Source organism: Cognatundibacterium squillarum (assembly GCF_014652435.1).
GTDB lineage: Bacteria > Pseudomonadota > Gammaproteobacteria > Burkholderiales > Burkholderiaceae_D > Undibacterium > Undibacterium squillarum.
Window position 1 is genome coordinate 251,869 of sequence record NZ_BMYU01000005.1, and the last position, 26,715, is coordinate 278,583.

Consider the following 26,715-nt stretch of genomic DNA (forward strand, 5'->3'; position numbering starts at 1 on the left):
CTTTTCTGTGGTTTTTATGCCGAAAGAATAAATCTTCCAAATCCTCAGTAACAAAACTGACATTTGTCGGTGCTAACCTGCGAAACGTTTGCGCAAACGTTTGCTGTTGATAACGTCTGTTATCTCCGTGGAAATGTTTTGTACAGGCAAAAATCATAATCAAAAATACACGAAAAACCGTTCCGTACCGGACGGTGCTGGCAGGCAGACATCTTGGGGGAATACTGCACACCCTGCGCTGATGCGCAGGGTGGCAGGACTGCGTTCGACTACCCGGAGTGTGCAGGCGCAGCAGCGCTGGTGCCGGACTTCACTCTGCAGGGAGTCTTATGAATCATTTATTCGAATTGCCACGTTTGCGCCGCATTGCGGCCGGCGTCAGCCTGGCATGTCTGTTCGGCGCAGCCGGTATTGCGCACGCCGGTATTGAAGATCACCATGAATTTGAAGCGACACTGCATGTGCCGTTCAAAGGCGATGCGAATCTGCGCGCCGGTGCGAATGCCCGTTATTTCACGGTTGAGTTCGAATATCAGCATCTGAAAACCACCCGTGCCGTGGCATGGCGTGTGGAACTGCTGACACCGCAAGGCCGCGTTGCCGACCGCTGGTACGGTATCGAAAAAATCAGCGGTAAGCCGGTCAGCCAGAAAATTTTCTGGAGTGGTAAAACCCAGTCCGGCGAAGTGCTGGCCGATGGCAATTATCAGGTACGCCTGACCGCAGTGACTGTGGATGCCGCCGGCGTGCCGGTGATGTCCGGTGTGGCGCTGAATCAGTTCGCAGAAAAAACACTGAATGCCCTGCGTAAAGACGCTGAAGTACAAAGCTGGCCAATGCAGATCGGTAAAGTCGCAGCGCCATCCATGCCAGCATTCGCCGGTTTGCCAACGCGCGCCAGCAAACAGGCTGCAGCCAGCGGCAGAAATAACGGTCTGGTAACACGTTCTTCCGTTGCTGCCACCGGTTCGCTGCCTTACACCGTGTATTACGGTAACCTGCACAGCCAGACCAATCACAGTGACGGCGGTGGTGCGCTGAGCAGCTGCACCGGTGCGCAAAATCCGCAATCCGCTGCTTATGGTCCGACCGATGCATATCAGTACGCAATGAACCGCGGTCTGGATTTCCTGCTGGCATCCGAACATAACCATATGTACGATGGTTCGGATTCCACCAATGCATCCGCCAGTCCGGCCACAGCGAAAAATCTGTATCAGTCTGGTCTGAATCTGGCCAGCAGCTTCAATGCCGGTCACGCAAATTTCCTCGCGATTTACGGCATGGAGTGGGGCGTGATCAGCAATGGCGGCCACATGAATATTCTGAACGCGAATGAACTGGTCGGCTGGGAATACAACAGCAGCAACCAGTTGCTGGCAGATACCTTCATCGCTAAAAATGATTACGCATCGCTGTACACGCTGATGAAACAGCGCGGCTGGATTGGTCAGTTTAACCATCCTTCCACCAGCGGTCAGTTCATCGTGAACGGTACGGCGCTTGGCTACACTGCAGACGGCGATCAGGCGATGGCGCTGTGCGAAGTGATGAACACTTCCGCATTTTCGACCAACACCACCGAAACAGAAACCAGCCGTTCCAGCTATGAAGGTGCTTGTAAGAAAGCACTGGAAGCCGGTTATCACGTCGCATTCTCCACCAATCAGGATAACCATTGCGCCAACTGGGGTGCGTCTTACACCAACCGCACCGGCGTGCTGATTCCGAGTGGCCTGCCGCTGAACAATGCGAACTTTATCGATGCAATCAAAGCACGCCGCGTGTTTGCGACCATGGATAAAAACTCGCAAATTATTCTGACTGCCAACGGCCATGTGATGGGTGAGCGTTTCACCAACAGCGGCGCTCTGAATCTGAATATTCTGTTTGCCAACAGCGCAGGCCGCACTGCCGCAACCGTGGAAATTTATGAAGGTGTGCCGGGCCGTAATGGTACGGTGACTTTGCTGACATCCAGCGCGACAGCGTCGGTCACACCAACCATCGGTGAGCATTTCTACTACGCCAAAATCACACAGGACGACGGCAATATGCTGTGGTCTGCGCCGATCTGGGTGACACAATCCAACAGCAGCGCGGATACGACAGCACCGACAGTGTCTGCGACCGAGTCCGGCAGCAGCGGCACGATTACCTTGTCTGCGAATGCATCAGATAACGTCGGTGTGACGAAGGTAGAGTTTTATGTTGATGGCGCACTGAAAGGCAGCAGCACCGCAGCGCCGTACAGCCTGAGCCTGAATTCGACCACGCTGAGCAACGGCAGCCATACGCTGGTTGCGAAAGCTTATGATGCAGCGGGCAACGTCGGTACTTCTTCCAGCGTCAGCTTCAGTGTCAGCAATGTCACTGCAGACACCACAGCGCCAACCGTCACTGCCAGCGAATCCGGCAGCAGCGGCACGATCACGCTGTCTGCAAATGCATCGGACAACGTAGGTGTGACGAAAGTGGAGTTCTATGTTGATGGCACGCTGAAAGGCAGCAGCGCCGCAGCGCCGTACAGCCTGAGTCTGAATTCGACCACGCTGAGCAATGGCAGCCACACGCTGGTCGCCAAAGCTTATGATGCTGCAGGCAATGTCGGCACATCGTCCAGCGTCAGCTTCAGTGTCAGCAATGTGGTATCGACGCAGCTGATCACCAATGGCAGTTTTGAAAGCGGTGCGAGCAGCTGGACAGCCAGCTCCGGTGTGATCACCAACGACAGCACACAGGCGGCACGTACCGGTACGTACAAAGCATGGATGAATGGCTACGGCAGTGCGCATACCGATACGCTGTATCAGCAAGTCAGTATTCCGTCCGGTATCAGCAGTGCTTCGCTGAGTTTCTGGCTGAAAGTGGTGTCGGATGAAACCACCACCACACAGGCTTACGATACTCTGAAAGTGCAGGTGCAAAACAGCAGCGGTACAGTGCTGGCGACGCTGGCGACTTATTCGAATCTGAACAAAGGCAGCAGCTATCTGCAAAAAACCTTTGATCTGAGTGCGTACAAAGGCCAGACCATCCGCATCTACTTTGTGGGTGTGGAAGGCAGCACGGTCGCGACATCTTTCCTGATTGATGACGTGACACTGACAACCAACTGATCCGGTTTTCAGCCCGTGTTAACACGCCACCCTTGCGGTGGCGTTTTTTATTGTGTTCTGCAATGGATTCAAGCAATCTGTGGTCTTTCACCCCTCTGAAAAGGAAGCATGATGCAGTTATTCAGCGCAGAACAGTATCAGCCGGATTTACAGCAGCGATTTACCACGCTGCGCGATAGTCTGCTGCATTTGCTGCCATACGCAAGAATTGAACATGTGGGCTCATCTGCGGTGCCGGGCGCTGTATCGAAAGGAGATCTGGATGTCGCGGTGGTGGTGCTACTGGCGCAACACGCTGCAACAGTGCAAACGCTGCTGGCACTGGGATATACCGAGCAGGCTGATACACTGCGGACAGAAGCGCTGTGCATGCTGAATGCCGGTGCAGAAATGCCGGAACATGCGTTGCAGATCGTTGCGGCCAGATCGGAATTTGAAGATTTCATGCGCTTTCGCGATGCTTTGCTGGCGGAGCCAGCGCTGGTACAGCAATACAATGCAGTCAAGCAGGCGGCCAGCCATTTACCAGCGGAGGCTTACCGTGCCGCCAAAAGTGCATTTATCGAAAGCGTTTTACAGCGTTTGCCAGCAAGTACAGAACAAGGACATTCAGCATGAAAACCATAGGATTAATCGGTGGCATGAGCTGGGAATCGACCCAGACTTACTATCGCCTGATCAATATCGCGATCAGAGAGAAACTGGGCGGATTACATTCGGCGCGGCTGGTGTTGTACAGCGTGGACTTTCACGATATCGAAGTCTTGCAGCGTCAGGGTGACTGGCAGGCAGCCGGTGTGCTGCTGGCGCAGGCTGCGCAATCGTTGCAGGCCGCCGGTGCGGACATGGTAGTGATTTGTACCAATACCATGCACAAAGTCGCGGAACAGGTGCAGGCGGCGGTCAGTATTCCTTTACTGCATATCGCTGATCCGACTGCGCAGGCGATACGCGCTGCCGGTTTTCAGCGGGTTGCATTGCTGGGTACCCGTTTCACCATGGAACAGGATTTTTACCGCGCGCGGCTGGAGCAACAGCACGGCTTGCAAGTGATTGTGCCGGAACAAAACGAGCGCGACGTGGTACACCGCATCATTTATGAAGAGCTTTGCCTGGGGCAGATAAAACCGGAATCGAAGACGGCCTATCTGAACATCATCCGCCAGCTGCAGACACGCGGCGCACAGGCCGTGATACTGGGGTGCACTGAAATTTCCCTGCTGGTGCAGCAAACCGATCTGGACTTACCTTTGTTTGATACGACGGCACTGCATGCGACAGCCGCTGCAGATGCGGCTTTGATTTCTTGAATTCGCTTTTGATGAAAATAATGCTGCCGTGCTGGTTTGATTTGTGCAAAGGATTATATGAATAAATTGAGTTGTAAAATTAAGATAATTTTTACTATTTCATTTATAATTTTTATTTATATTTTCTTTGGCGGTGTTGAGTCCGATTCGATGAGGCTTTCGGGGAGACTTGTATATTCATCGGGAAAAAATCAGATTGATTTAATTAAATTAGATGGCTTCGGAATTGATGGGGGTGGTCAGTTTTCATCGGATGATTATATTAATTATTTTACGTTACTTTCTGATGGTCTGATTCTTTTTGAGAATTGCGCCTGGAACCGTAAGCGAAATTGCATCTTGATGAAATTTGATATAGATGCAAAGAAGACTAGCGTTTTGCGTTCAGGTTATTTGCCGACATATATTTCAGAGGCTCAGGCAATCTTGTTTTATGATCTGGACGAAAAATCAGGGCAAAAGTGGTTGTATATTGCTGATTTAAAAAATCCATTTATCTCAAAGAAAATTGCCAAGGCACCTGCAGATAGGATTCTGCCTAATGGATTAAATTATCCGCTGGCTACTCAGCCAGTCCAAATATCTAACGATGAAATTATATTTGTAGGAGAAGACAGCGCACTGTGGATATTTCAAATATCAAGCGCAAAGCTTCGGTCAACAGGGATTAAAGAAAGTATTCCTCATTTATGGAGGAAACGTACCCAGCAGTTAGTTTGCTATGATTTGAAAGCACAAGAGTTTTATCAAATCTCGCTAATGACTGGACATATTGAAAAGCTACCGCAACTCAAGGGTGCTTATGGTTTAGTCTATTTTCCAAATGATGATGCAATTATTTATGGAAAATCGCATGCAAATATGTTGATTTCAGAGAAATACGATATGTTTGTATACCGTTTTGATAAGAAAAAAGAAATCAAGTTGCGTGATAATGTTTTTATAAGTAGTGGTCTATGGCTTCCACCGAATCCGTGAAACAGCTTGTTGACGCTAAACAGAATATATTGGCCGACCACATCTCAAGTGACGCGAGTGTATTAATTGCGATCTGATCTGATGCACCCCGGGTTTAGCGTGTACAGATACCTGCGGTGACTGTGAACTACGAATTGTTAAGTCAGCGACCAGCTTTCTTAAAGCACGGCCGCAACGGTTTGCCTTAAGCAGGGCTTACATGCCGCCCCAGATGCCGTTCAGCAGGGCAATGCTGGCCAGTCCGGCGGTTTCGGTGCGCAGGACACGCGGGCCGATTGAAAGGCAAAGTACACCGTGACGCACGGCGGCTTGTTCTTCATCCGGACTCAGGCCGCCTTCCGGGCCGATCAGCAGGCTGATGGCTTGCGGCGGGTGATGGCGCGCCCAGTCAGCCAGCGAAGTTTCAGCGCGTGGCGACAGCATGATGCGTTTGTGCATATCCTGTTGTGCCAGCCAGGAATTCAGACTGACCGGTGCATGTAACTGCGCCAGACGATTGCGTCCGCATTGTTCCGCTGCCGCTGTAATAATGCCTTGCCAGTGCGCCATTTTTTTATCCGCACGGTCTGCGCTCAGTTTCACCACGCTGCGCTGAGCGGCAACCGGCTGAATCGAGGTCACGCCGAGTTCCATCGCTTTCTCGATAATCCAGTCCATTTTGCTGCCTTCCGGCAAGCCCTGCACCAGATTCAGCGCATATGGCAGTTCGGTTTCTTCCGGCATGAATAATTTGATTTCAGCGCTCGCGTGTTTTTTGCCGATCTCGGTCAGCGTTGCGATAAACGCGCCGCCGAGACCATTGAATAACTGAATGGTGTCGCCGGCTTTCAGGCGAATCACAGCAACATGGTGGGCGATGGCGGCGGGTAAATCCAGCGTAACGCCAACGTCCAGCGTGGCGTGTTCCGGTGAAAGATAAAATCGTGGCATGAGGCAGCCTGTCAGGCGGAATGCAGAAAAAACCATTATACGCCGCTGCCCGTGCGGGGCACAGCGGCGTTGCGTGCTGTTAATCCGGGATCAGATTTTGTGCAAACTGCGGTAAGGCAAACAGCGCCTGATGCAGACCGGCATGGTAATACTGCAGGCCGGTGATCTCACGCTCTTGCAGCCGTTGCGCAATATCGCTGTGGCTGATTGCGCAGGGATCAGTGTTGCGCGATGCGATTGCCATGCCCCATTGCGCACCGTACAGAGGCACAAACACGGTATAAGGCCGCACCACGGCAAATGCCTGCTGTAATTTTTGCAGCGTGCTGCGGAAACGCTCAGGGTGGTAATACGGGCTGCCCAGATGTATCACCAGCATGCCCTGATCCGTCAGTCGTTCATTGCAGGCGCGGAAAAAATCCGGCGTCATGCAGGTGGCGGCCAGACTGCTGCCATCCGGCGCGACCGGATCGGTAAGATCGAGCAGAATCAGATCCCAGCTTTGCTGCGTTTCGCGGATAAATGCAAAGCCATCGGTACAAGTGATGCTGACCCGTTGATCATCCAGCGCGCCACGGTGAATGGCAGGCAAATGTTCACGCGACAGACGAATCACCGTTTCATCAATTTCACACAGTGTGATGCTGTCGATGGACGGATGCTTCAGCAACTCCTCGCAGGAACCGCCATCGCCGCCGCCAATCACCAGTGCGCGGCGCGGGGCAGGGTGGCTCAGTGCGGCAGGATGCACCAGATTTTCGTGATAGCAGAATTCATCTTTTTCCGACGTCATCATCGCGCCGTCGATGCGCATGACTTTGCCGAAATCCTGCGTCTGCGCAAATTCGATGCGCTGCAAAGGACTCTGAAAACTCTGTATGGCGCTGACTTCGGTCTGATAACCGGTGTGCGCAGTCAGACTTTCATGCCAGTGTGTGCTTTCGGGTGTGCCGCGCTGCAATTCCTGTCGGATCACCCGTAATGGCGCAAAGGCCTGAATCAGATCATCCACAATCCGGCGAGCCTTGCTGCTGTTGTCATTCTGGAAGTTGCAGACATACACATCCAGCGTAACCGCGCGCCGCTCGGGCCAGGTGTGAACCGCGACATGCGATTCTGCCAGTAATAAAGTGCCGGTCACGCCTGCCGGACTGCCGTCTGCATTACTGAACGGAAAGAACTTTTCGCCGACGATGGTCAGGCCGGATGCCTGCGTGATGGCAGTAACGCGGTCGCGCAGAATTTGCGCATCAAGGAATAAAGCAGAGCTGCCTTCGCATTCGAAGCAGTCCGCTGTCAGATGTAAACCTTCCATTTCACTAACTTTTTGCTATCAAACACAGAAAGCGGGCAATTGTATTCGATGGTGCAGTGGTCTGGTAAAATACGCCGGTTTATTTTGCGCCAGCTATTTCGCCGTGCGCAGCCGTACCGGATCTGTTTCCTCAATTCATCATCAATTATCATGATTTCTACACTTCAGCCAGCCACACTCAGCAAAATGGCAAACGCAATCCGCGTTTTGTCGATGGATGCCGTACAGAAAGCCAATTCCGGTCACCCGGGCGCGCCTATGGGCATGGCAGACATCGCCGTGGCACTGTGGAAAGGTCATTACCGTCACAACCCGTCGAATCCGGGCTGGATTAACCGTGACCGCTTTGTACTGTCTAACGGTCATGGCTCCATGCTGCATTATTCCCTGCTGCATCTTAGCGGTTACGATCTGGATATGAATGAAATCCGTAACTTCCGTCAGCTGCATTCCAAAACGGCAGGCCACCCGGAAGTGCATATCACACCGGGCGTGGAAACAACGACCGGTCCGCTGGGTCAGGGTATTACCAATGCGGTGGGTATGGCGCTGGCAGAAAAACTGCTGGCAGCAGAATTCAATGAAGACGGTTTCCCGGTTGTCGATCACCACACTTATGTATTCATGGGTGACGGCTGCCTGATGGAAGGTATTTCCCACGAAGCCTGCTCACTGGCCGGGACATGGCAGCTGAACAAACTGATCGCGTTCTGGGATGACAACGGTATTTCCATCGACGGTCATGTTGAAGGCTGGTTCACTGATGACACACCGAAACGTTTTGAATCTTACGGCTGGAATGTAATCCGTGGTGTGGATGGCCATGATGCGCTGGCAGTGGATGCGGCAATTCAGGCAGCAAAATCTGCTGACAAACCAACCCTGATCTGCTGCCGTACTGTGATCGGTAAAGGTTCGCCGAACAAACAAGGTACGCACGATGTACATGGCGCAGCGCTGGGTGATAAAGAAGTGGCTGCCGTTCGTGAATATCTGGGCTGGACACTGCCACCATTCGAAATGCCTGCTGACGTGTATGAAGCATGGGATGCGAAAGCGGCCGGTGCAACTGCAGAAGGCACATGGAACAGCCTGTTTGCCGCTTACGCAGAAAAATTCCCGGCTAAAGCCGCAGAACTGACACGCCGCATGAAAGGCGAACTGCCAGCGGATTTTGATGCGGTCATCGCAAAAGCGGTTGCTGCCTGCGTAGAGAAAAAAGAAAACATCGCTACCCGTAAAGCCAGCCAGAACGCGATTCAGGCATTTGCACCAGCGCTGCCTGAATTCCTCGGCGGTTCTGCTGATCTGACCGGCTCTAATCTGACCAACTGGAAAGAATGCGTTGCAGTACGTGCTAATCAGGCCGGTAACCACGTGAACTACGGTGTGCGTGAATTCGGTATGAGCGCGATCATGAACGGTATTGCGCTGCACGGCGGCTACCTGCCATTCGGCGCGACCTTCCTGACCTTCTCTGACTACAGCCGCAACGCGCTGCGTATGGCAGCGCTGATGAAAGTGCGCAGCCTGTTCGTATTTACCCATGATTCTATCGGTCTGGGTGAAGACGGTCCTACGCATCAATCCGTAGAACACGTTTCCAGCCTGCGTCTGATCCCGAATCTGGACAACTGGCGTCCTTGTGACACAGTGGAATCCGCTGTGGCATGGGGCGCTGCAGTGACCCGTAAAGATGGCCCGAGCACACTGATTTTCTCGCGTCAGAATCTGCCGTATCAGGAACGCACTGAAGCGCAGATCGCTGACATCGCTCGCGGTGGTTATGTACTGCGCGACGCAGCCGATGCCAAAGCCGTGCTGATCGCCACCGGTTCGGAAATCGAACTGGCAGTCAAAGCAGCGACGGAACTGGAACAGCAGGGTATCGCAGTGCGCGTGGTTTCTATGCCATCCACCGATGTATTCGACCGTCAGGATGCAGCTTATAAAGCGTCCGTACTGGGTAAAGGTCTGCCACGTGTCGCAATCGAAGCCGGTGTGACCGACTTCTGGTACAAATACGTGGGTCTGGAAGGCGCAGTCGTTGGTATCGACAGCTTCGGTGAATCTGCACCGGCTGGCGTACTGTTTAAACACTTTGGTTTCACGACAGAAAATGTCATCGCCAAAGTTAAAGCCGTACTGGCCTGAGATTGAGTAATTACGAATGAGCAGTATCAAAGAAGTCAGTCTGCGTCGTGCTACTGTAGCCGACGCAGAAGCCATCGCCGCCGTCCGTGTGGAAGGCTGGCAAACCACTTACCGTGGCATGATTCCGGATCAGTATCTCGATGAGATGCTGGTTGATGACCATGTGCTGTACTGGAAGCGCATTCTGCAGGCTTTACCGGCAGCAGCCGACAAAGCCTGTGTGTATGTCGCCGAAAGCGAAGGTCATGTGATCGGCTTTGTGTCTGCCACTTTGCTGGCGGAACCCAAGCATGGTTATCATGCCGAACTCGGTGCTCTGTATATTCGTCCGCAATGGCAGCGCGCCGGTATCGGCCGCCGCATGATGCACAAGGTCGCGCGCACGCTGCAAAGCTGGAATTGCGCTGATCTGGTGGTCTGGGTCTTGTCGGATAACCGTCTGGCGCGCAATTTCTATGAAGAGTTGCATGGCGAATTCGTGCTCGAGCAGGAATTCAGCTGGGACGACATGGATCTGAAAGAAGTGGGGTATGGCTGGAAAGACCTGAATGTCTTACTGGCTTCCGTGAATGCAGTTGCTGGCTCTGCCGCAGTCCATTAAAACAAGACGGCAGAGACAGGCAGGTTTTTTGTTGTTTTTTTATTTGTAATCATCCTTTGGAGATTCACTATGACGATTCGCGTCGCAATTAACGGCTATGGCCGTATCGGTCGCAACATCCTGCGCGCCCACTACGAAGGCGGCAAATACAAAGATCAGATCCAGATCGTTGCGATCAATGATCTGGGCAATGCAGAATCTAACGCGCATCTGACACGTTACGACACTGCACACGGCAAGTTCCCTGGCACAGTGGCAGTTGAAGGCGATTTCATGATCGTCAACGGCGACAAAATCCGTGTATTCGCAGAACGCAATCCAGCCAACATCCCTTGGGGTGAGCTGAATGTTGACGTAGTTCTGGAATGCACAGGCTTCTTCACAACCAAAGAAAAAGCATCCGCACACATCGCTGGCGGCGCGAAAAAAGTCATCATCTCCGCACCTGGCGGTAAAGATGTGGACGCAACCGTTGTGTACGGTGTTAACCATGACGTTCTGAAATCCACAGACACTGTGATTTCCAACGCATCCTGCACCACCAACTGCCTGGCACCAATCGCTAAGCCACTGAACGATGCAATCGGTATTCTGAACGGTCTGATGACCACTGTTCACGCATACACCAACGATCAGGTTCTGACTGACGTCATGCACGAAGACCTGCGTCGCGCACGTTCCGCAACCCAGTCTATGATCCCGACTAAAACCGGTGCAGCTGCAGCGGTTGGTCTGGTTCTGCCAGAACTGAACGGCAAACTGGACGGCTACGCAATCCGCGTTCCGACCATCAACGTTTCCATCGTTGACCTGTCCTTCGTTGCAGCACGCGACACGACAGTTGACGAAGTTAACCAGATCATGAAAGCAGCTGCTGAAGGCCCGCTGAAAGGTGTTCTGGAATTCAACAGCGCACCACTGGTATCTGTTGACTTCAACCACAACCCGGCTTCTTCGACTTTCGATTCCACACTGACCAAAGTTTCTGGTCGTCTGGTCAAAGTTTCCAGCTGGTACGACAACGAATGGGGCTTCTCCAACCGTATGCTCGACACCACTGTTGCACTGATGAACGCGAAGTAATTTCATCGGCTGACGCAAGTCTGAAAAATCCCCCGTTACGACGGGGGATTTTTTTTCGCCTGTGACTTGCAAACGATCATGCAAGGTTGCAGCGCAGACTACTGCCGGTGGCGCGGCTTGCACCTGTGTGGCATGCCGGAACTCATGCTACCCTGACTGGTCTTATGATGTGCACCTGCGCTGCACAGGCCGGATACCTTTAGCCTGAACGAAGTCTGGTGCAGCACGCAGAAATGAATGCAAACGAATCGCAGGAGATACACATGGCTAAATTTTCATTCGGTCAGCTGGTACGTGAAAACAAAGGTTTTATCGCGCTGATGCTGGGTATGGCGGTATTTCGTCTGGGCTACGCGGATTACTATCTGGTGCCGTCGGCATCGATGTATCCGACTCTGCGCGAAGGTGACCGCATTATCTGCCAGCGCACCGCGTATGACCTGAAAGTGCCGCTGACCGACATCATCCTGAAAAAACTGAATGACCCGCAGCGCGGCGATATCGTGACCTTCAGCTCGCCGGAAGACGGCACGCGTCTGATCAAACGCCTGATTGCCTTGCCGGGCGATACTGTGGAAATGCGTGGTGAAGAATTGCTGATCAATGGCAAACCGGCGCAGTATGAAGCGCTGAACCTGAATAATCCGGATCAGCTGACACCGCAGCGCGAATATCCGGGCAAGCAACAGGTCTACCGCGAAAAAATCGGTGATCACAGCCATCTGATGATTGTGATGCCGGAGCGCGAAGCCTTGCGCAGCTTCGGACCGGTGAAAGTGCCGGAAGGCCAGTACATGATGCTGGGCGATAACCGCGATAACAGTAAAGATTCGCGCTTTATCGGCTTTGTACCGCGAGAAAACATCACAGGCCGTGTTGAACGCGTGATGTTTTCGCTGAATGCAGATAACAACTGGATGCCGCGCATGGATCGCTTCGGTGCCAGCCTGAAAGATCATTCCTGATTACCTGATGCGGCATGACGCCGCATACAGCCGGTTCTCTCTTTGCGCTCTTCGGGGCGCTTTTTTATGGTCGCTTTGTTCGTCTGATGTTTTGAATTCGCGGGTTCTTTGTGTCTGTTGATGCGCTGAAATGCACAATATTGGTGCGAAATGCGGAGAATTGCACAGCACCCAGGCGGTCGTCGGCAGAAAGTCTGCTTTTGCGAAAACTGGTGATGCGGATTACAGCACAGCCGCAGGCTGCTTACTGCGATTGAAACGACTGAGGGCTGGCAGCGTCAGTTATTGGCGGGGAAGGTGGGCAGCGGCGAGTAAGGGTGCAGTCCTGCGGCGGCAGTACGGTAGCGGAAAAGCCCAGAAAAGCCGGGAAGTGTGCAGGCGTTGAAGCGTACGGAGGTCAGAATGCCTTGGCGGGCCGGCTGCCCGCCGTGAGATCAGGCGGTTTCTTTTGGCTGATGGCCGAGTGATAAAGAGATCTGACGCGCGGTTTCTGTCAGATTGGACAGCCAGTCTTCCTGCAGGCGGTCGGCCGGTGCGGAAATCGATAAACCGGCAATCAGTTTGCCGGAATCATCATAAATTCCGGCAGCCATACAGCGCACACCCAGTTCCAGCTCTTCATTGTCACGGGCGATGCCTTTGCTGCGCACTTCGGACAGTTCGCGCTCCAGCTTATTCAAATCAGTGATCGAATTTTTATTGTGGCCAGCCAGTCCGGTGCGGGTTGCATAAGCACGAATCGCACGCGGCTCATCAACCGATAAAAACAGTTTGCCGGTCGAGGTCAGATGTAAAGGTGCGCGGCCACCGATGGCGCGCACCACCTGCATGCCGGAACGTTCAGAGTAAGCGCGGTCGATATACACAATTTCATCGCCCTGACGCACCGACAAATTCACGGTCTGATTGGTCTGGCGGTGCAGGGTGCGCATGAATTCCAGCGCCACTTCGCGTACATCCAGACGGCTTTTGACAATATTGCCCAGTTCCAGCAGGCGCATACCCAGATGGTAATAACCGGCTTCGGCGCGGTCCACAAAACGGGTGGCGACCAGATCATTCAGAATGCGGTGGGCGGTGGAGGGATGCAGGCCGGTTTCCTGTGCCAGTTGTTTCAGACTGACCGGATCATGGTGACGTGCAAGAACATCCAGCAGCGAGACCATGCGCTCGATTACCTGAATCGAGGTTTTTTCCTGGGGTGTAGCGTCGTTATTCATGGGAACTCTGATGCAGTGCAATAATTGTTTTATATCACAATGTGAAAAGTTCGTGCGGGTTTCTCCGCGTTTTGTTGCAAAATCTGCCCGAGCATGTCTTCAGCTTGTATTTTCGGTTTTCGTGCAAAGTGTGAACGGCAGGACAGATGTGGTTTAGAATGCGGACGCAGGGTGCTGCCTGTTAGGCAACACCCTGCGTCCGGACAACAATAGGAAATTTTATGAGTGAACAGCAGCAACCTGTCAGCGAATTCAAAAGCAAAAGTGGCTTACGCCGCATATTTTCAGCGTTTTTTTACTCAATCGACGGTATCCGCACTGCGTGCCGTACCGAGCACGCTTTCCGTCAGGAATTGGTGCTGGTCGTCGTCGGTATCATCATCGCGCTGGCGCTGCCGCTGTCCTCGTATCAGAAATTGCTGATGATTGCGGTGCTGCTGCAGGTGCTGGTGGTCGAATTGCTGAATTCTGCGATTGAAGCCGTGGTTGACCGCGTATCGCTGGAACGCAATCCCTTATCCAAAAACGCCAAAGATTATGGCAGTGCAGCAGTGCTGCTGACCCTGCTGATCGCGATCGGAACCTGGGCCGTGATTCTGGTCAACCGGTTTTATTACTGAGCAAAACCCATGTCCGGTTTCGCCGGCTGAATAACTTCCGTTAAGAGAATGCAATGATCGCTTCCACGCAAAACAAAACTCTGGCTGGCAAACTGCAGGCCGCCATCAATGACAAAACTAAGCCGATCGGCAGTCTGGGGCAGCTGGAAAATCTGGCGCTGCAGATTGGCCTGATTCAGGAAACCCTCAAGCCGCGTCTGAGTCAGCCATCCATGCTGATTTTCGCCGGTGATCACGGCGTGGTGGCGGAAGGTGTTTCCGCGTATCCGCAGGATGTGACCTGGCAAATGGTGGAAAACTTTCTGGCAGGCGGCGCGGCGATCAATGTGTTTGCCCGTCAGCATCAGATTGCCTTACATATTGTGGATGCCGGTGTGAACCATGATTTTGGCCAGCGCGACGGTTTGTTGTCGATGAAAGTCGGGAAGGGGACCGCCAATTTTGCGCAACAGGCAGCGATGAGTACAGAAGCCTGTGCGCAAGCCATAGAAAATGGCCGCGCCGCGCTGCGTGCTACCGAAGGCAATATCGTTGGTTTCGGCGAAATGGGGATCGGCAACACGACTGCTGCGGCAGCGCTGATGCATGTGCTGACCGGTGTGCCGGTGGAGCAATGTGTCGGTGCCGGTACGGGTTTGCTGCCGGAGGGTATTGCACATAAGGCAGAGGTGATTCGCCGCGCAGTGGCTTTACACGGCCCGCTGCATGATCCGGCGGTGGTACTGGCAACTTATGGCGGTTTTGAAATCGCCACCATGGTTGGTGCGATGCTGGAAGCCGCGGCGCAACGCCGTATTCTGCTGATTGACGGTTTTATCGTCAGCTCAGCGCTGCTGGTGGCTGCGCGCATGGCACCGGCAATTCTCGATTACTGCGTATTCGCGCATTGTTCCGATGAAAGCGGACACGGCCGCATGTTGCAGGCGCTGGGCGTGAAGCCGGTATTGTCGCTCGGTTTGCGTCTGGGCGAAGGTACGGGTGCAGCGCTGGTGCTGCCGCTGGTGCAGTCTGCTGTCGCTTTTCTGAATGAGATGGCAACCTTCAGTTCCGCGCAAGTCAGCGAAAAGAGTTCCGCATGAGTCAGATGGCCGGTTACCTTTTGCATCAGCTGCGTTTGTTTCTGATTGCGATGCAATTTTTTACCCGTGTACCGGTACCGGCATGGGTAGGATTTCAACCGGCCTGGCTGCAGCAAAGTTCGCGTTATTTTCCGGCGGTTGGCTGGCTGGTCGGTGCAGTCGCTGCCGGCGTGTACAGCTTTGCAGCGCAGTGGTGGGTGAATGTGATCGCAGTATTGCTGTCAATGATCGCGACCATACTGCTGACGGGTGCGTTCCATGAAGATGGTTTTGCTGATGTTTGCGATGGCTTCGGCGGCGGTTATACACCACAGCGTGTGCTGGAAATCATGAAAGATTCCCGCATCGGCGCTTACGGCGCGATCGGTATCTTCCTGATGCTGACCACGAAGTTTGCGCTGTTATTCAGCACGCCGCTGGTACTGGTGGTGCCTGCACTGCTGCTGGCGCATCCTTTATCGCGCCTGATGTCCTGCAGTCTGATCTTTCTGATGCGCTATGCACGGGAAGAGGGAAAAGCGAAACCGCTGGCAGAACGTATGAGTTCGAATGAATTCGGGATTGCTTGCTTAACTGTGATTGCGCCTGCAGGTTTACTGATTCTGTGGCAGCCGTTGCTGCTGGACAGGCTGTTACCCGCCATATTGCTGATGGTGTTCGCGACTTTCATTATGGCCAGAATGTTTATGCGCAAAATTGGCGGGTTCACCGGTGATTGTCTTGGGGCCGTGCAGCAAGTCACCGAAGTGGTGTTTTATCTGGGCTTACTCGCAACACCCATGAGCGGCACCTGATATGCAGGACGTTGCCGCGCGTCAATTACGTTTGATCACGATCCGGCATGGTCAGCCTGATGTGCCTTCCGGCCATTGTTACGGGAACACCGATCTGGCGCTGAAGGAAGGCGTAAACGATCTGTTGCTTGCCCAGCACGACGCTTTATTTGGGCAGGCAAGGGCAGAATGCTGGCCGGTGTACAGCAGTCCTTTGCAGCGTTGTGCTTCGCTGGCCGCAGCGGTCAGTCCGGATTTTCGTGCTGATTCCCGATTGCGCGAATGGGATTTCGGTGCATGGGAAATGTTCTCCTGGGATAGTGTGCCGCGATCAGAACTGGATGCCTGGGCCGCGGACCCCGTGAATTACAAACCCGGCGGATGTGAGAATCTGCTGATGATAGTGCAACGTTTGCACAGCTTCCTGCATGAATTACCTGTCAGTGACAAAGCTTACTTGCTGATCACTCATGCAGGTGTGATACGCTTGTTATCAGTATGGCAGGCAAGTCATGTGCAAACCGCAATGGCAGCGCAAGCCAGCGTTGCGCCGTCTTATGGTGCACGTTCTGACTTTAACATATCACTGTTTCCGGCCTGAAATTCCATCCTGACAGCGGGGGGTGAAGCATGAGGGAGCAAAGGCGCAACCCGCGCATCTGGGTCAGCTGGCGTTGCGGTATCCGTTTCCCCGACGGACGACTGGTTATATGCCGTGCTCAGAATATTTCAATTGACGGTATTGCACTGCAATGCGAAGACTTGCTGGTGCAGGGACAACGTTATCCTATGATGGTGGAAATTCCGGGAATACGCGACCCGCGCGAGATTCACCGCGTCAGTTGCACCGGTGAAATCCGGCATGTGATTCTTAGTGAAGGTGCTTACCGCGCCGGTATTCAGCTCAGTGCTATGACTGAATTACACGCTGAACTTGTGCGTGCCTGGATGGCTAAAGCGGATAAGCAAATTGCCTGATTCTTGTCGTCCGGCAAGAAAATCCGGCTAAGCTTATTTATCAAACTTATAATCGGTTGCTGCACACCCTCACTGTCTATACAATGTCGGGGTTTTGGTGCTCGCGGAGACTTTCGTCAACGCGGTTAAACGGGAAACAGGATGCCGCCATGGCAATACTGTGCTGCCCCCGCAACGGTGTACAGATTGCAGCAATTGCTGCCAGCCGGTCACACGCCACTGTGTTGTTTCAACATGGGAAGGCTCACCGGTGATATCTGTCAGCCCGGATACCGGCCAGACAACCCAGAAGTGATACGAACGGGGGATTTCGTAGACTGCGGTGCGCATCGTCTCCGGTGCGGTCACGCCCTGAACCCGGTTCAGTCAGTCTTCCCGTCCAGCGTATCAGTGTTTCAGGCACGCAGCGGGGATGCTGCAGGCCAAGGTTTACTTTCCAGTTATCATGACATTTCAATTCACACCTATCGCTCTGGCCGCGGCGCTCGCTGCTGCTTTTCCCGTTTCTTCCGCTGTTGCTGCCGCTAATCCTGTTCCGGAAGCCGCTGCTGTTGTGGTGACTGCTGCCCGTCAGGCACAGGCGCCTGCCGATGTGCTGGCAGATATCAATGTGATCAGCGCAGAAGATATCGCCAATTCCGGTGCAGTATCGGTCGCCGATTTATTACAGCAACAACGCGGTATCGAAATCGCCCGTAACGGCGGCGCTGGTTCGAACACTTCCGTTTTCATCCGCGGCAGCAACAGCGTACAAAACGTGGTGCTGGTTGACGGTGTGCGCGTCGGTTCTTCCACCACTGGTGGCGCCAGCTGGGCGACGCTGCCACTGGATCAGATCGATCATATTGAAATCGTGTACGGTCCATTGTCCAGTATGTATGGTGCCGATGCGGTGGGTGGCGTGATTCAGATTTTCACGAAAAAACAAAAAGGCGCGGTGCGCTCTGTGGTGTCTGCAGGTATCGGCAGTTACGGCACACGCGAAATGAACGGCGGCGTATCGGGTTCAGTCAATAAAGAACTGAGCTTTTCGATGAAAGCAGCGCATCAGGAAGCGGAAGGCTTTTCTGTCACCCGTCCGGGCGCAGGTCCTTACAGCTATAACGCCGATAAAGATGGTTACAAGCTGGACAGCTTCAGCGCTAGCGCGAATTACGAGTTCAGTAAGCAGGCAGAAGTCGGTGCGCAGTTTATGACCAGCCGTCTGAATGCACAGTTCGATGCAGGTCCGTCTTACGATGACCGTAACGTACAGAATCAGGAAATGATTTCTGTGTTCGGAAAAATGCGTGTCAATGACATCTGGAACACACAGTTGCAGCTGTCTCAATCGCGTGATCAGACTTACACCGATGCATCGTATGGCAAGAGCCAGATCGATACCCGTCAGGATTTCATCACACTGCAAAACCAGTTCCAGTTTGGCAAAGACAGTGCGCAACTGATTGCAGAACGTCGCGAAGAAAATGTAATTACCACAACCAAGGCAATTAATGGCAAGCGTCGCACAGACTCGCTGGCCGGTTCTTACTTGTGGAAGCAGGATGCACATCTGGCCAGCGCAGCAGTCCGCTACGACCGCAGCTCGGTATATGGCAATAACACCACCGGTAATCTGGCTTACGGTTATCGTTTCGCCGAGGGGCTGCGTCTGAACGCCAGTTACGGTACCAGCTTCCGCGCACCAACATTTAATGAACTGTATTACCCGGGTTACGGCATCTCGACCAACCGTCCGGAAAAATCAAAAAATGCTGAAATCGGTGCGGTATATCAGAAAGGTGATCTGGAACTGAGTGCTGCGTATTTCCGTAACCGCGCAACCGATTTGCTGGTAACGGCAAAAGTCTGTCCGGTTGATCCTGTGACCAATAAATACGGTTGCGCATACAACGTCAATCAGGCAACGATTTCCGGTCTGACTTTGTCCGGCGCGATGAAATTCGGTCAGCTGGGTATCAAAGCCAGCGCCGATTTCCAGGATCCGAAAGATGACACGACCGGCCTGCAACTGGCACGTCGCGCGAAACGCCACGGCACACTGTCGGCTGACTGGAGTGAAGGTAACTGGAAAGCCGGTGTGGAAACTGTTTTCTCCGGTCGTCGTTACGATGACGTTGCCAACAAAAATGCGCTCGGTGGCTACAGTCTGCTGAACCTGTACACCAGTGTTCAGCTGAACAAGGATACCCGTGTTCTGGCGCGCTGGAATAATGCACTGAATAAGGATTACGAAACAGCGAAAAACTACACGACAACCGGCTCCAGCCTGTTTGTCGGTGTGCAGTACGCGTATTAATCGTATGCAAGGGCTCCGCAATGCGGGGCCCTTTGTCTGAACTCTGAAATATCAGAAATGCAGGAAACGCAGATGTCGGGATTTTTAAAACAAAGGCTGGCACAGCCTGCCACCATGCGCAGCTGGCGCGGCGGTATTGCTTTACCGGCGCTGATGCTGCTGACGGTACTGAGTCTGCTGTTCGCCTGCGTCACCGGTTCCGTACCCTTACCGGTGCATGATTTATGGCAAGCCTTGCCGGAGTTATGGCAAGGGCAGCCTTCTACACTGGCAGGAACACTGCTGGAATTACGCTTACAGCGTGCAGCAGGTGGTTTTCTGACCGGTGCCACGCTCGCTTTATCCGGCGTTTTAATGCAAGCCTTATTGCGCAACCCGCTCGCCGATCCTTATGTGCTGGGGATTTCCGGCGGTGCCTCCGTTGGCGCACTGAGCATGATTTTGTTATACGGCAGTTTGTGGATGGTGGATGTCGCCGCGTTTGGCGGTGCCGTTGCCGTTGCCCTGATTCTGTTTGGCCTCGCTTACCGTGATTTCAAAGGACACGGCAGCAGCGATGGCAGTGCACAGTTATTGCTGCTGACCGGCGTGATTATCGCCTCCGGTTGCGGCGCCATCATTACCCTGATCTTATCGATTGCGCCGGACAGTCGTCTACGCAGCATGGTGTTCTGGATGATCGGTGATTTATCCAACGTCAAACCCGGCATCAGCAGCTGGCTGATTCTGATCAGTATTGCGGTGCTGGTTATGAAAAATGCGCGCGCGATTAATCTGGCCGCCATGCATGCTGACCATGCGGCGACGCTGGGTGTGAATATCGGACGCCTGCGCCAGTTATTGTTTTTAGGTGCGGCCTTACTGACGGCAAGTGCGGTTTCGAATGCCGGCAGCGTGGGATTTGTCGGTCTGATCATGCCGCATGCCTGCCGCTTTGCACTGGGGCCGGATCACCGTTTATTAATTCCGGCATCGATGCTGGCTGGAGGCAGTTTCATTGTGATGGCCGATACGATTGCGCGTACCGTCGTCGCGCCGCAGCAGTTGCCGGTTGGCGTGATTACCGCGCTGATCGGCGTGCCGGTATTTCTGATCCAGTTACATCAGTTAAGGAAGCGCTGATGCAGATCCGCCATTTAAGCGTACACACGCCGAAACGCGAATTAATACGTAATTTAAATCTAGAAATGCATCCCGGCGAATGCTGGTGCCTGATCGGGCGCAATGGCGCCGGTAAATCGACGCTGCTGAAAACGCTGGCCGGCATCCGCGACATTAAAACCGGCGATGTGTTGCTGGAAGGCAAACGCTTACAGGACTGGTCTTTACGCGAGCTGGCATCGCGTCGTGCATATCTGGCACAGAGCCGCACCGATGCATTCGGTTACACCGCGCTGGATACGGTGCTCAGTGCGCGTCATCCGTATCACGACGCGCATTACTGGGATCAGGACAGCGATGTGCAACAGGCGATGCAGGCACTGGCAGCAATGGACGTTGCCGCGTTAGCTGAGCGTGATGTGCGCAGTTTGTCCGGCGGTGAGCGGCAACGCGTGGCGATTGCGGCCCTGCTGGCGCAGGATGCGCGCTGGTTGCTTTTAGATGAACCGGCAAATGCGCTGGATCTGGCGCATCAGGTCAGTGCCATGTCTTTGCTTGCCCGTTTGTGCAAAGAGCAGCAGAAGGGCGTGCTGATGGTCAGCCATGACTTGAATCTGGCTGCCCGCGTGGCAACTCACGCATTGTTGCTGATGGGCGATGGCAGCTGGATAGCAGGTCCGGCTGATGAAGTATTACGTGCTGATTTACTCAGCACTTGTCTCGGGCATCCTGTCAGTGCGATCCCGCATGAAGGACTAACCGTTTTCATCCCGCAGGCGATGCCTGTCTGATTTTCTGAAGAGAAGAATAATGCAAGAACAAAACGCGGCAGCGACACCTGAAGTGGCAGCAGACGATATTCAGACCCGTCACCAGCGCCGTATGGCACGTAAAAAAGCCATCGTCGATGAAAAAATTCAGCAGGCACAACGACTGACCGGTGTGTTGTTAGTCCATACCGGCAACGGTAAGGGTAAAAGCTCCAGTGCGTTTGGTATGGTGATGCGTGCGCTGGGTCATGGTATGAAAGTCGGCGTTGTGCAATTCATCAAAGGCGCAATGTCGACCGGCGAAGAAAAGTTCCTGCGCCGCTTTCCCGACGAAGTGCAGTTCCATGCGATGGGGGAAGGCTATACCTGGGAAACTCAGAATCGCGAGCGTGACATGGAAAAAGCCGCGCTGGCCTGGGAACAGGCGAAGCGCTTCCTGACAGATCCTGAAATTGGTCTGGTGGTGCTGGATGAACTGAATATCGCGCTGAAATATCAGTATCTGGATTTGCAGCAAGTGATTGCAGATCTGGATGCGCGTCCTGAAATGCAACATGTGGCTGTGACGGGGCGTGGTGCGCCGCCGGATCTGATTGAGATTGCAGATACCGTCACGGAAATGCAGGTCATCAAACATGCATTCAAAGAAGGCATTGCTGCACAGGCAGGTGTGGAATGGTAAGCCGCGCACGTGTGCTGATGGTGTCTGCCGTGGCGTCCGGTCAGGGCAAAACTACCGTGACAGCGGCACTGGCACGCAAACTGCGCCAAAGCGGGCGCACCGTGCGTGTATTCAAAACCGGACCGGATTTTATTGATCCGCGTATTCTGCAGGCAGCCAGCGGACATGCTGTGTATTCGCTGGATTTGTGGATGACCGGCGAACCTGCTTGCCGTCAACAATTGGCGCATGCTGCGCAGGAAGCAGATTTTATTCTGATTGAAGGCGTGATGGGCCTGTACGACGGCAATCCTTCGTCTGCTGATCTGGCGCGCTTTTTTGACGTACCTGTTCTGGCTGTGCTGGATGCATCGGCGATGGCGCAAACAGTGGGCGCGGTTGCGATGGGTTTGCGCGATTTCGGTCCTGTACGTCTGGCAGGCGTGATCGCCAACCGCGTTGCATCGGAAGGACATGCAGCGATGGCAAAAGAAGCCATGCGTGATATTCCGCTGGCAGGCTATCTGATCCGACAGAAGCTCAGTCTGCCGGAACGCCATCTGGGGCTGGTATTGCCGGATGAAGTTGAACATCTGGATGCGCTGTTAGATCAGATGGCAGATGCCTTAGCACTGGATCTGGCAGTGATGGATGCTATGCCGGAAACCGAATTTGCGGATGTCACCACAGAACAGATTGCACCGCTGCTGCAAGGAAAAACCATTGCGGTAGCGCGTGATGATGCGTTTGCTTTCCTGTATCCGGCCAATCTGGATTGCCTGCAGCAACTCGGTGCGCAACTGATTTATTTTTCGCCGCTGGCGAATGATGCAGTGCCAGCAAGTGCAGATGCGGTGTATCTGCCGGGTGGATATCCGGAACTGCATGCCGCAGCGCTGGCGCAAAACACTGCTTGGCTGACATCGGTACGTGCTGCAGTGGCAGCCGGAAAGCCTGTGTGGGCGGAATGTGGCGGCATGATGGCACTGACAGAGGCTTTGCAGGATCAGGATGGTGTCACGCATTCCATGGCAGCGCTGTTGCCCGGCAAAGCAGTGATGCAGGAGAAGCTTGCTGCACTGGGGCCACATTTTCTGTCCACTACATGCGGTGAATTGCGCGGACACAGTTTTCATTATTCACGTTTAGAAACACATCTGGAAGGTGTGTTGCATACCACACGTCATCGCGATCAGAAAACCGGTGAAGCTGTGTATCAGCAGGGCTCTCTGCGCGCCAGTTATTTCCACGCTTATTTCCCGTCCTGTCCGCGTGCTGCGGCAGCATTGTTTCTCGGGGAAGCGCTGTGACAGTACATCTGATCACAGGTGGTGCGCGTTCCGGCAAAAGTGCGTATGCCGAACAGCTGGCAGCACAGGCCGAGGCAGCCGGTCAGCAGATTATTTATATCGCTACCAGTGCCGGTAACGATGCGGAAATGCAGCGCCGCGTTGCATTGCACAGGCAGCAGCGTCCTGCGCACTGGGTGACGGTGGAGAGTCCTTTGCAACTGGCCGCAGCGTTGCAGCAATGGAATCAGCCGCAATACTGGATACTGGTCGATTGCCTGACAGTCTGGCTGTCGAATTTACTGTTTTCCGGTGATCAGCATTTTCCGGAAACCGGACTGATCACACCACCGGCTATGGTTGCCGAACAACGTGATGCCCTGCTGCGGCAGCTTGCCGACAGCCGCGCCGATGTCACACTGGTGTCGAATGAAGTCGGACTGGGCATTATTCCTATGGGCGCGGTGACACGCTGGTATATGGATGAGGCCGGAAGGCTGAATCAGGCGGTGGCAAAACTGGCGCAGCAGGTCACGCTGGTGGTGGCAGGCTTACCCTTGTCACTGAAGCCGGGAGCTGTTGCATGTTCGCGCTGATCAGTACCGGCGTGCTGGCGCTGGGAGGTGTTTTGCTGGATCTGGCGCTGGGTGAACCACGTCGCTGGCATCCGCTGGTTGGTTTTGGCCGTATTGCCGGCTGGATAGAAAAAAAAGCGAATCACAGCGCTGCCAGCAGACCAGAGGGCTTACTGGCGTGGATGCTGGCGGTATTGCCACTGGTATTGCTGAGTCAGGCGCTGATTGTGCTGGCGGCGTATTTCAGCGTCTGGCTGGCAGCAGCGCTGCATTGTGTGTTGCTTTACGCTTGTATCGGTTTGCGCAGTCTGCGCGAACACAATTTGCCGATACAGACTGCGTTAGAGCAGGGTGATCTGCCGCAGGCAAGACGCTTAACTTCGTACATCGTCAGCCGCGACACGGAGCATGGCGATGCGTCGTATCTGGCAAAGGCCAGTGTGGAGTCCGTGCTGGAAAATGGTTGTGATGCTGTGTTTGGCACATTGTTCTGGTTTGCAATCGCAGGTGGCCCCGGTGCGGTGCTGTATCGATTATCGAATACGCTGGATGCGATGTGGGGTTATAAATCTTTGCGTTTTCTGAAGTTTGGCTGGGCAGCGGCACGAATCGATGACGTGCTGAACTATATTCCTGCGCGCCTAACGGCAATCAGTTATGCCTTGCTGGGTAACAGCAAACTTGCATTGCAGTGCTGGCGCACGCAGGCGCCGGGCTGGCCTAGCCCGAATGCGGGGCCGGTCATGTCCAGCGGTGCGGGTGCGCTGGCAATTGCGCTTGGGCGCAGCGCTCGCTACGACGGCGTGGATGAGGTCCGTCCTCCACTGGGCGAGGGACGGGCTGCAATACCGTCAGACATACAGCGTGCCTGGCAACTTGTCTGGCGCACCACATGGCTGTGGATTGCTGTATTGCTGAGTATTTCCCTGATCTGGAAAGGATTTGGCAATGCCTGAACATGGCGGCAATCTGAATGACGCAGTCGCCCGTTTCGGGCGTGCGCGTGGAGACTGGGTTGATGTATCGACCGGCATTAATCCCGCACATTATCCGGTACCACCTTTGCCGGATAATGTCTGGCATCGTTTGCCGGAAGTATCGAAAGAACTGGAGCAGGCTGCGGCGGCGTATTACGGCTTTCCGGCTTGCGTGGCGGTGGCTGGTACGCAGGCAGCGATTCAGGCTTTGCCACGCTTGCGTGTACGCTGCCGTGTCTGTGTGTGCGGTCCTTCGTATGCTGAGCACGCATGGCAATGGCAGCAGGCGGGGCATGAAGTAATACGAGCGCGGTATGCAGAGCTGGAACAGCATTTGCCGCAGGTTGATGTGATGGTGGTGGTGAATCCGAATAATCCGACCGGCGAAACCATTGCGCCCACCACGCTATTAGCCTGGCGTGAACAACTGGCTTCACGCGGGGGCTGGTTGATTGTGGACGAAGCATTCGGCGACACCGTACCGGAGCTCAGTATCGCAAAGCACAGCGATTTGCCGGGCTTATGGGTGTTGCGTTCGGTGGGTAAGTTTTTCGGGCTGGCGGGATTGCGGCTTGGTTTCGTCGGTGCATCTGCGAACTTGCTGGCGCAGCTGAGTGCATGGCTGGGCCCGTGGGCCGTCAGCGGTCCCGCACAAATCATTGCACGGCAGGCGCTGAGTGACCGCGCTTGGCAGCAGCACAACCGCCAGTTTCTGCAGCAACAGGGGCAGCGTTTAAGAAACCTGTTGACTGCAAATGGCTGGCAAAGTCAGGGTACGGAATTATTTCAGTGGTGCAGCCATGTTCAGCTGCAGCATCAGACCGAAGCACTGTGGGAACATTTCGCGCAGCATGGTATCTGGGTGCGTTACTTTGATCATTCTGCATGGAGTGCACACGGATTGCGCTTTGGCTTACCGGCAACAGAAGCAGACTGGCAGCGACTGGAACAGGCTTGCCAGCGATGGAAACGACGGGAAACAACATGAAAAAGAACTTCGCAGCAGCGGCATTTCTGACGCTGTCAATGGCATTTGACGGTGCATTTGCCGCCGGCACCAACAGCATCAGTGTGACTGATGATCTGGGACAAACGCTGACGCTGGCGCGGCCTGCGCAGCGTGTCGTCAGTCTGGCACCGCATGTCACCGAACTCCTGTTTGCTGCAGGAGCAGGCGACAAAATTGTCGCCACCGTGAAATACAGTGATTTTCCTGAAGCGGCAAAACAGATTCCGCGCATCGGCGATTTGCGCCAGATAGATCTGGAGCGCGTGATTGCGATGAAGCCGGATCTGGTGGTGGTCTGGATGCATGGCAGTTTTGACCGTCAGCTGGATAAGCTGCGGCAGGCAGGCGTGCCGTTTTTTTTCAGCGAACCGCATAAGCTGGAAGATATTCCGCTGGCTTTGCGTAAGCTGGGGCAACTGACCGGCAGCGAAGCGCGTTCTGAACCGGCAGCGAAAGAATTTCAGCAACAGATCAGTCTGCTGCAGCAAAAATATGCGCAGCGTCCGGTAGTGCGAACCTTTTATCAGGTCTGGAACAAACCTTTATACACGCTGAACGGCAAACACATTATCAACGATGTATTCCGTTACTGCGGCGCGCAGAATGTATTTGCATCGCTGGAAGCCGCAGCGCCGGTGGTGAATATCGAAGCCGTAGTCAAAGAAAATCCCGAACTGATACTGACCGGTGAAATGCGTCATAAAGACAGCCAGTTTGAATTGTGGAAACCGTTTAGTACGCTGCATGCGGTACGTGCCGGCAATCTGATTGCGCTGGATGGCGATTTAATGAACCGCCCGGGGCCGCGCATTATCGACGGCGCGAAGCAGGTCTGTGAAGCACTCGATCAGGTACGTCAGAAGCGTACAGGAATGAAATAAATACACATATTAAGAAAAGGGTAGCACG

25 protein-coding genes and 1 riboswitch are annotated in these 26,715 nt (G+C 54.0%); of the genes, 22 read left to right on the forward strand and 3 right to left on the reverse strand.

The window, feature by feature from the left end; all coding sequences use genetic code 11:
* Nucleotides 1-329 precede the first annotated feature (329 nt).
* The 4 genes from IE092_RS12110 to IE092_RS12125 all read left to right on the forward strand — a co-directional run bounded on the left by IE092_RS12110 (nt 330) and on the right by IE092_RS12125 (nt 5,407).
* Nucleotides 330-3,119 (forward strand): Ig-like domain-containing protein, encoded by a 2,790-nt coding sequence (locus IE092_RS12110; protein ID WP_189357438.1) that lies wholly within the window; start codon nt 330-332, stop codon nt 3,117-3,119.
* A gap of 108 nt (nt 3,120-3,227) precedes the next feature.
* A complete protein-coding gene (locus tag IE092_RS12115; RefSeq protein ID WP_189357439.1) occupies nt 3,228-3,737 on the forward strand; it encodes a GrpB family protein in 510 nt (169 codons plus the stop codon).
* Nucleotides 3,734-4,429, forward strand: coding sequence for an aspartate/glutamate racemase family protein (locus tag IE092_RS12120; RefSeq protein ID WP_189357440.1), 696 nt, complete (start codon nt 3,734-3,736; stop codon nt 4,427-4,429). Before IE092_RS12115 ends, IE092_RS12120 begins: the two co-directional genes overlap by 4 nt.
* A gap of 57 nt (nt 4,430-4,486) precedes the next feature.
* Nucleotides 4,487-5,407, forward strand: coding sequence for a hypothetical protein (locus IE092_RS12125; protein ID WP_189357441.1), 921 nt, complete (start codon nt 4,487-4,489; stop codon nt 5,405-5,407).
* Between the two features lie 195 nt (nt 5,408-5,602).
* Here IE092_RS12125 and IE092_RS12130 read toward each other — a convergent pair whose 3' ends face one another.
* Both IE092_RS12130 and speE read right to left on the reverse strand, forming a co-directional pair.
* Nucleotides 5,603-6,337 carry a 16S rRNA (uracil(1498)-N(3))-methyltransferase gene (locus IE092_RS12130; RefSeq protein ID WP_189357442.1) on the reverse strand — a complete coding sequence of 245 codons (735 nt, stop codon included), beginning with the start codon at nt 6,335-6,337 and terminating at the stop codon, nt 5,603-5,605.
* A gap of 79 nt (nt 6,338-6,416) precedes the next feature.
* Nucleotides 6,417-7,652, reverse strand: coding sequence for a polyamine aminopropyltransferase (speE, locus tag IE092_RS12135; RefSeq protein WP_189357443.1), 1,236 nt, complete (start codon nt 7,650-7,652; stop codon nt 6,417-6,419).
* 150 nt (nt 7,653-7,802) lie between these two features.
* On the opposite strand from speE, the gene tkt reads away from it, so the two are divergent.
* The 4 genes from tkt (at nt 7,803) to lepB (ending at nt 12,455) form a co-directional block, all read left to right on the forward strand.
* Complete coding sequence (gene tkt, locus IE092_RS12140; RefSeq protein ID WP_189357444.1) at nt 7,803-9,806, forward strand: transketolase; 2,004 nt, start codon at nt 7,803-7,805, stop codon at nt 9,804-9,806.
* A gap of 16 nt (nt 9,807-9,822) precedes the next feature.
* Nucleotides 9,823-10,407: a GNAT family N-acetyltransferase gene (locus IE092_RS12145; RefSeq protein WP_189357445.1), complete on the forward strand. Its 585-nt coding sequence runs from the start codon at nt 9,823-9,825 to the stop codon at nt 10,405-10,407.
* Nucleotides 10,408-10,476: 69 nt separating this feature from the next.
* Nucleotides 10,477-11,490: a type I glyceraldehyde-3-phosphate dehydrogenase gene (gene gap / locus IE092_RS12150; protein WP_189357446.1), complete on the forward strand. Its 1,014-nt coding sequence runs from the start codon at nt 10,477-10,479 to the stop codon at nt 11,488-11,490.
* Nucleotides 11,491-11,753: 263 nt separating this feature from the next.
* A complete protein-coding gene (gene lepB, locus IE092_RS12155; RefSeq protein WP_189357447.1) occupies nt 11,754-12,455 on the forward strand; it encodes a signal peptidase I in 702 nt (233 codons plus the stop codon).
* 434 nt (nt 12,456-12,889) lie between these two features.
* Here the strand turns inward: lepB and IE092_RS12160 are convergent, their stop codons facing one another.
* Nucleotides 12,890-13,675: an IclR family transcriptional regulator gene (locus tag IE092_RS12160; protein ID WP_189357448.1), complete on the reverse strand. Its 786-nt coding sequence runs from the start codon at nt 13,673-13,675 to the stop codon at nt 12,890-12,892.
* A 221-nt stretch (nt 13,676-13,896) separates the two neighbouring features.
* On the opposite strand from IE092_RS12160, the gene IE092_RS12165 reads away from it, so the two are divergent.
* The 14 genes from IE092_RS12165 (at nt 13,897) to IE092_RS12230 (ending at nt 26,687) form a co-directional block, all read left to right on the forward strand.
* Nucleotides 13,897-14,295: a diacylglycerol kinase gene (locus tag IE092_RS12165; protein ID WP_189357449.1), complete on the forward strand. Its 399-nt coding sequence runs from the start codon at nt 13,897-13,899 to the stop codon at nt 14,293-14,295.
* Between the two features lie 53 nt (nt 14,296-14,348).
* Nucleotides 14,349-15,374, forward strand: coding sequence for a nicotinate-nucleotide--dimethylbenzimidazole phosphoribosyltransferase (gene cobT, locus IE092_RS12170; protein WP_189357450.1), 1,026 nt, complete (start codon nt 14,349-14,351; stop codon nt 15,372-15,374).
* Complete coding sequence (locus IE092_RS12175; protein WP_189357451.1) at nt 15,371-16,168, forward strand: adenosylcobinamide-GDP ribazoletransferase; 798 nt, start codon at nt 15,371-15,373, stop codon at nt 16,166-16,168. The genes cobT and IE092_RS12175 overlap by 4 nt, the downstream gene beginning before the upstream one ends.
* A gap of 1 nt (nt 16,169) precedes the next feature.
* The gene (locus IE092_RS12180; RefSeq protein WP_189357452.1) at nt 16,170-16,748 is read left to right on the forward strand and encodes a histidine phosphatase family protein; all 579 of its coding nucleotides are present in this window, start codon (nt 16,170-16,172) and stop codon (nt 16,746-16,748) included.
* Nucleotides 16,749-16,777: 29 nt separating this feature from the next.
* Entirely contained in the window at nt 16,778-17,125 is a 348-nt protein-coding gene (locus IE092_RS12185) for a PilZ domain-containing protein (protein WP_189357453.1), read from the forward strand.
* Between the two features lie 78 nt (nt 17,126-17,203).
* Nucleotides 17,204-17,420, forward strand: a riboswitch (cobalamin riboswitch).
* A gap of 150 nt (nt 17,421-17,570) precedes the next feature.
* Nucleotides 17,571-19,424: a TonB-dependent receptor domain-containing protein gene (locus IE092_RS12190; RefSeq protein ID WP_189357454.1), complete on the forward strand. Its 1,854-nt coding sequence runs from the start codon at nt 17,571-17,573 to the stop codon at nt 19,422-19,424.
* Between the two features lie 72 nt (nt 19,425-19,496).
* Nucleotides 19,497-20,546: a FecCD family ABC transporter permease gene (locus tag IE092_RS12195; RefSeq protein ID WP_373295330.1), complete on the forward strand. Its 1,050-nt coding sequence runs from the start codon at nt 19,497-19,499 to the stop codon at nt 20,544-20,546.
* Nucleotides 20,546-21,316 carry an ABC transporter ATP-binding protein gene (locus IE092_RS12200; protein ID WP_189357455.1) on the forward strand — a complete coding sequence of 257 codons (771 nt, stop codon included), beginning with the start codon at nt 20,546-20,548 and terminating at the stop codon, nt 21,314-21,316. The genes IE092_RS12195 and IE092_RS12200 overlap by 1 nt, the downstream gene beginning before the upstream one ends.
* A gap of 19 nt (nt 21,317-21,335) precedes the next feature.
* Entirely contained in the window at nt 21,336-21,977 is a 642-nt protein-coding gene (gene cobO / locus IE092_RS12205) for a cob(I)yrinic acid a,c-diamide adenosyltransferase (RefSeq protein WP_189357456.1), read from the forward strand.
* Nucleotides 21,971-23,266 (forward strand): cobyrinate a,c-diamide synthase, encoded by a 1,296-nt coding sequence (locus IE092_RS12210; protein ID WP_189357457.1) that lies wholly within the window; start codon nt 21,971-21,973, stop codon nt 23,264-23,266. Before cobO ends, IE092_RS12210 begins: the two co-directional genes overlap by 7 nt.
* Nucleotides 23,263-23,841 carry a bifunctional adenosylcobinamide kinase/adenosylcobinamide-phosphate guanylyltransferase gene (gene cobU, locus IE092_RS12215; protein ID WP_189357458.1) on the forward strand — a complete coding sequence of 193 codons (579 nt, stop codon included), beginning with the start codon at nt 23,263-23,265 and terminating at the stop codon, nt 23,839-23,841. Before IE092_RS12210 ends, cobU begins: the two co-directional genes overlap by 4 nt.
* Nucleotides 23,829-24,776 (forward strand): adenosylcobinamide-phosphate synthase CbiB, encoded by a 948-nt coding sequence (cbiB, locus tag IE092_RS12220; RefSeq protein WP_189357459.1) that lies wholly within the window; start codon nt 23,829-23,831, stop codon nt 24,774-24,776. Before cobU ends, cbiB begins: the two co-directional genes overlap by 13 nt.
* Nucleotides 24,769-25,785, forward strand: coding sequence for a threonine-phosphate decarboxylase CobD (cobD, locus tag IE092_RS12225; RefSeq protein WP_189357460.1), 1,017 nt, complete (start codon nt 24,769-24,771; stop codon nt 25,783-25,785). Before cbiB ends, cobD begins: the two co-directional genes overlap by 8 nt.
* A complete protein-coding gene (locus IE092_RS12230) occupies nt 25,782-26,687 on the forward strand; it encodes a cobalamin-binding protein (protein ID WP_189357461.1) in 906 nt (301 codons plus the stop codon). The genes cobD and IE092_RS12230 overlap by 4 nt, the downstream gene beginning before the upstream one ends.
* Nucleotides 26,688-26,715: the final 28 nt, after the last annotated feature.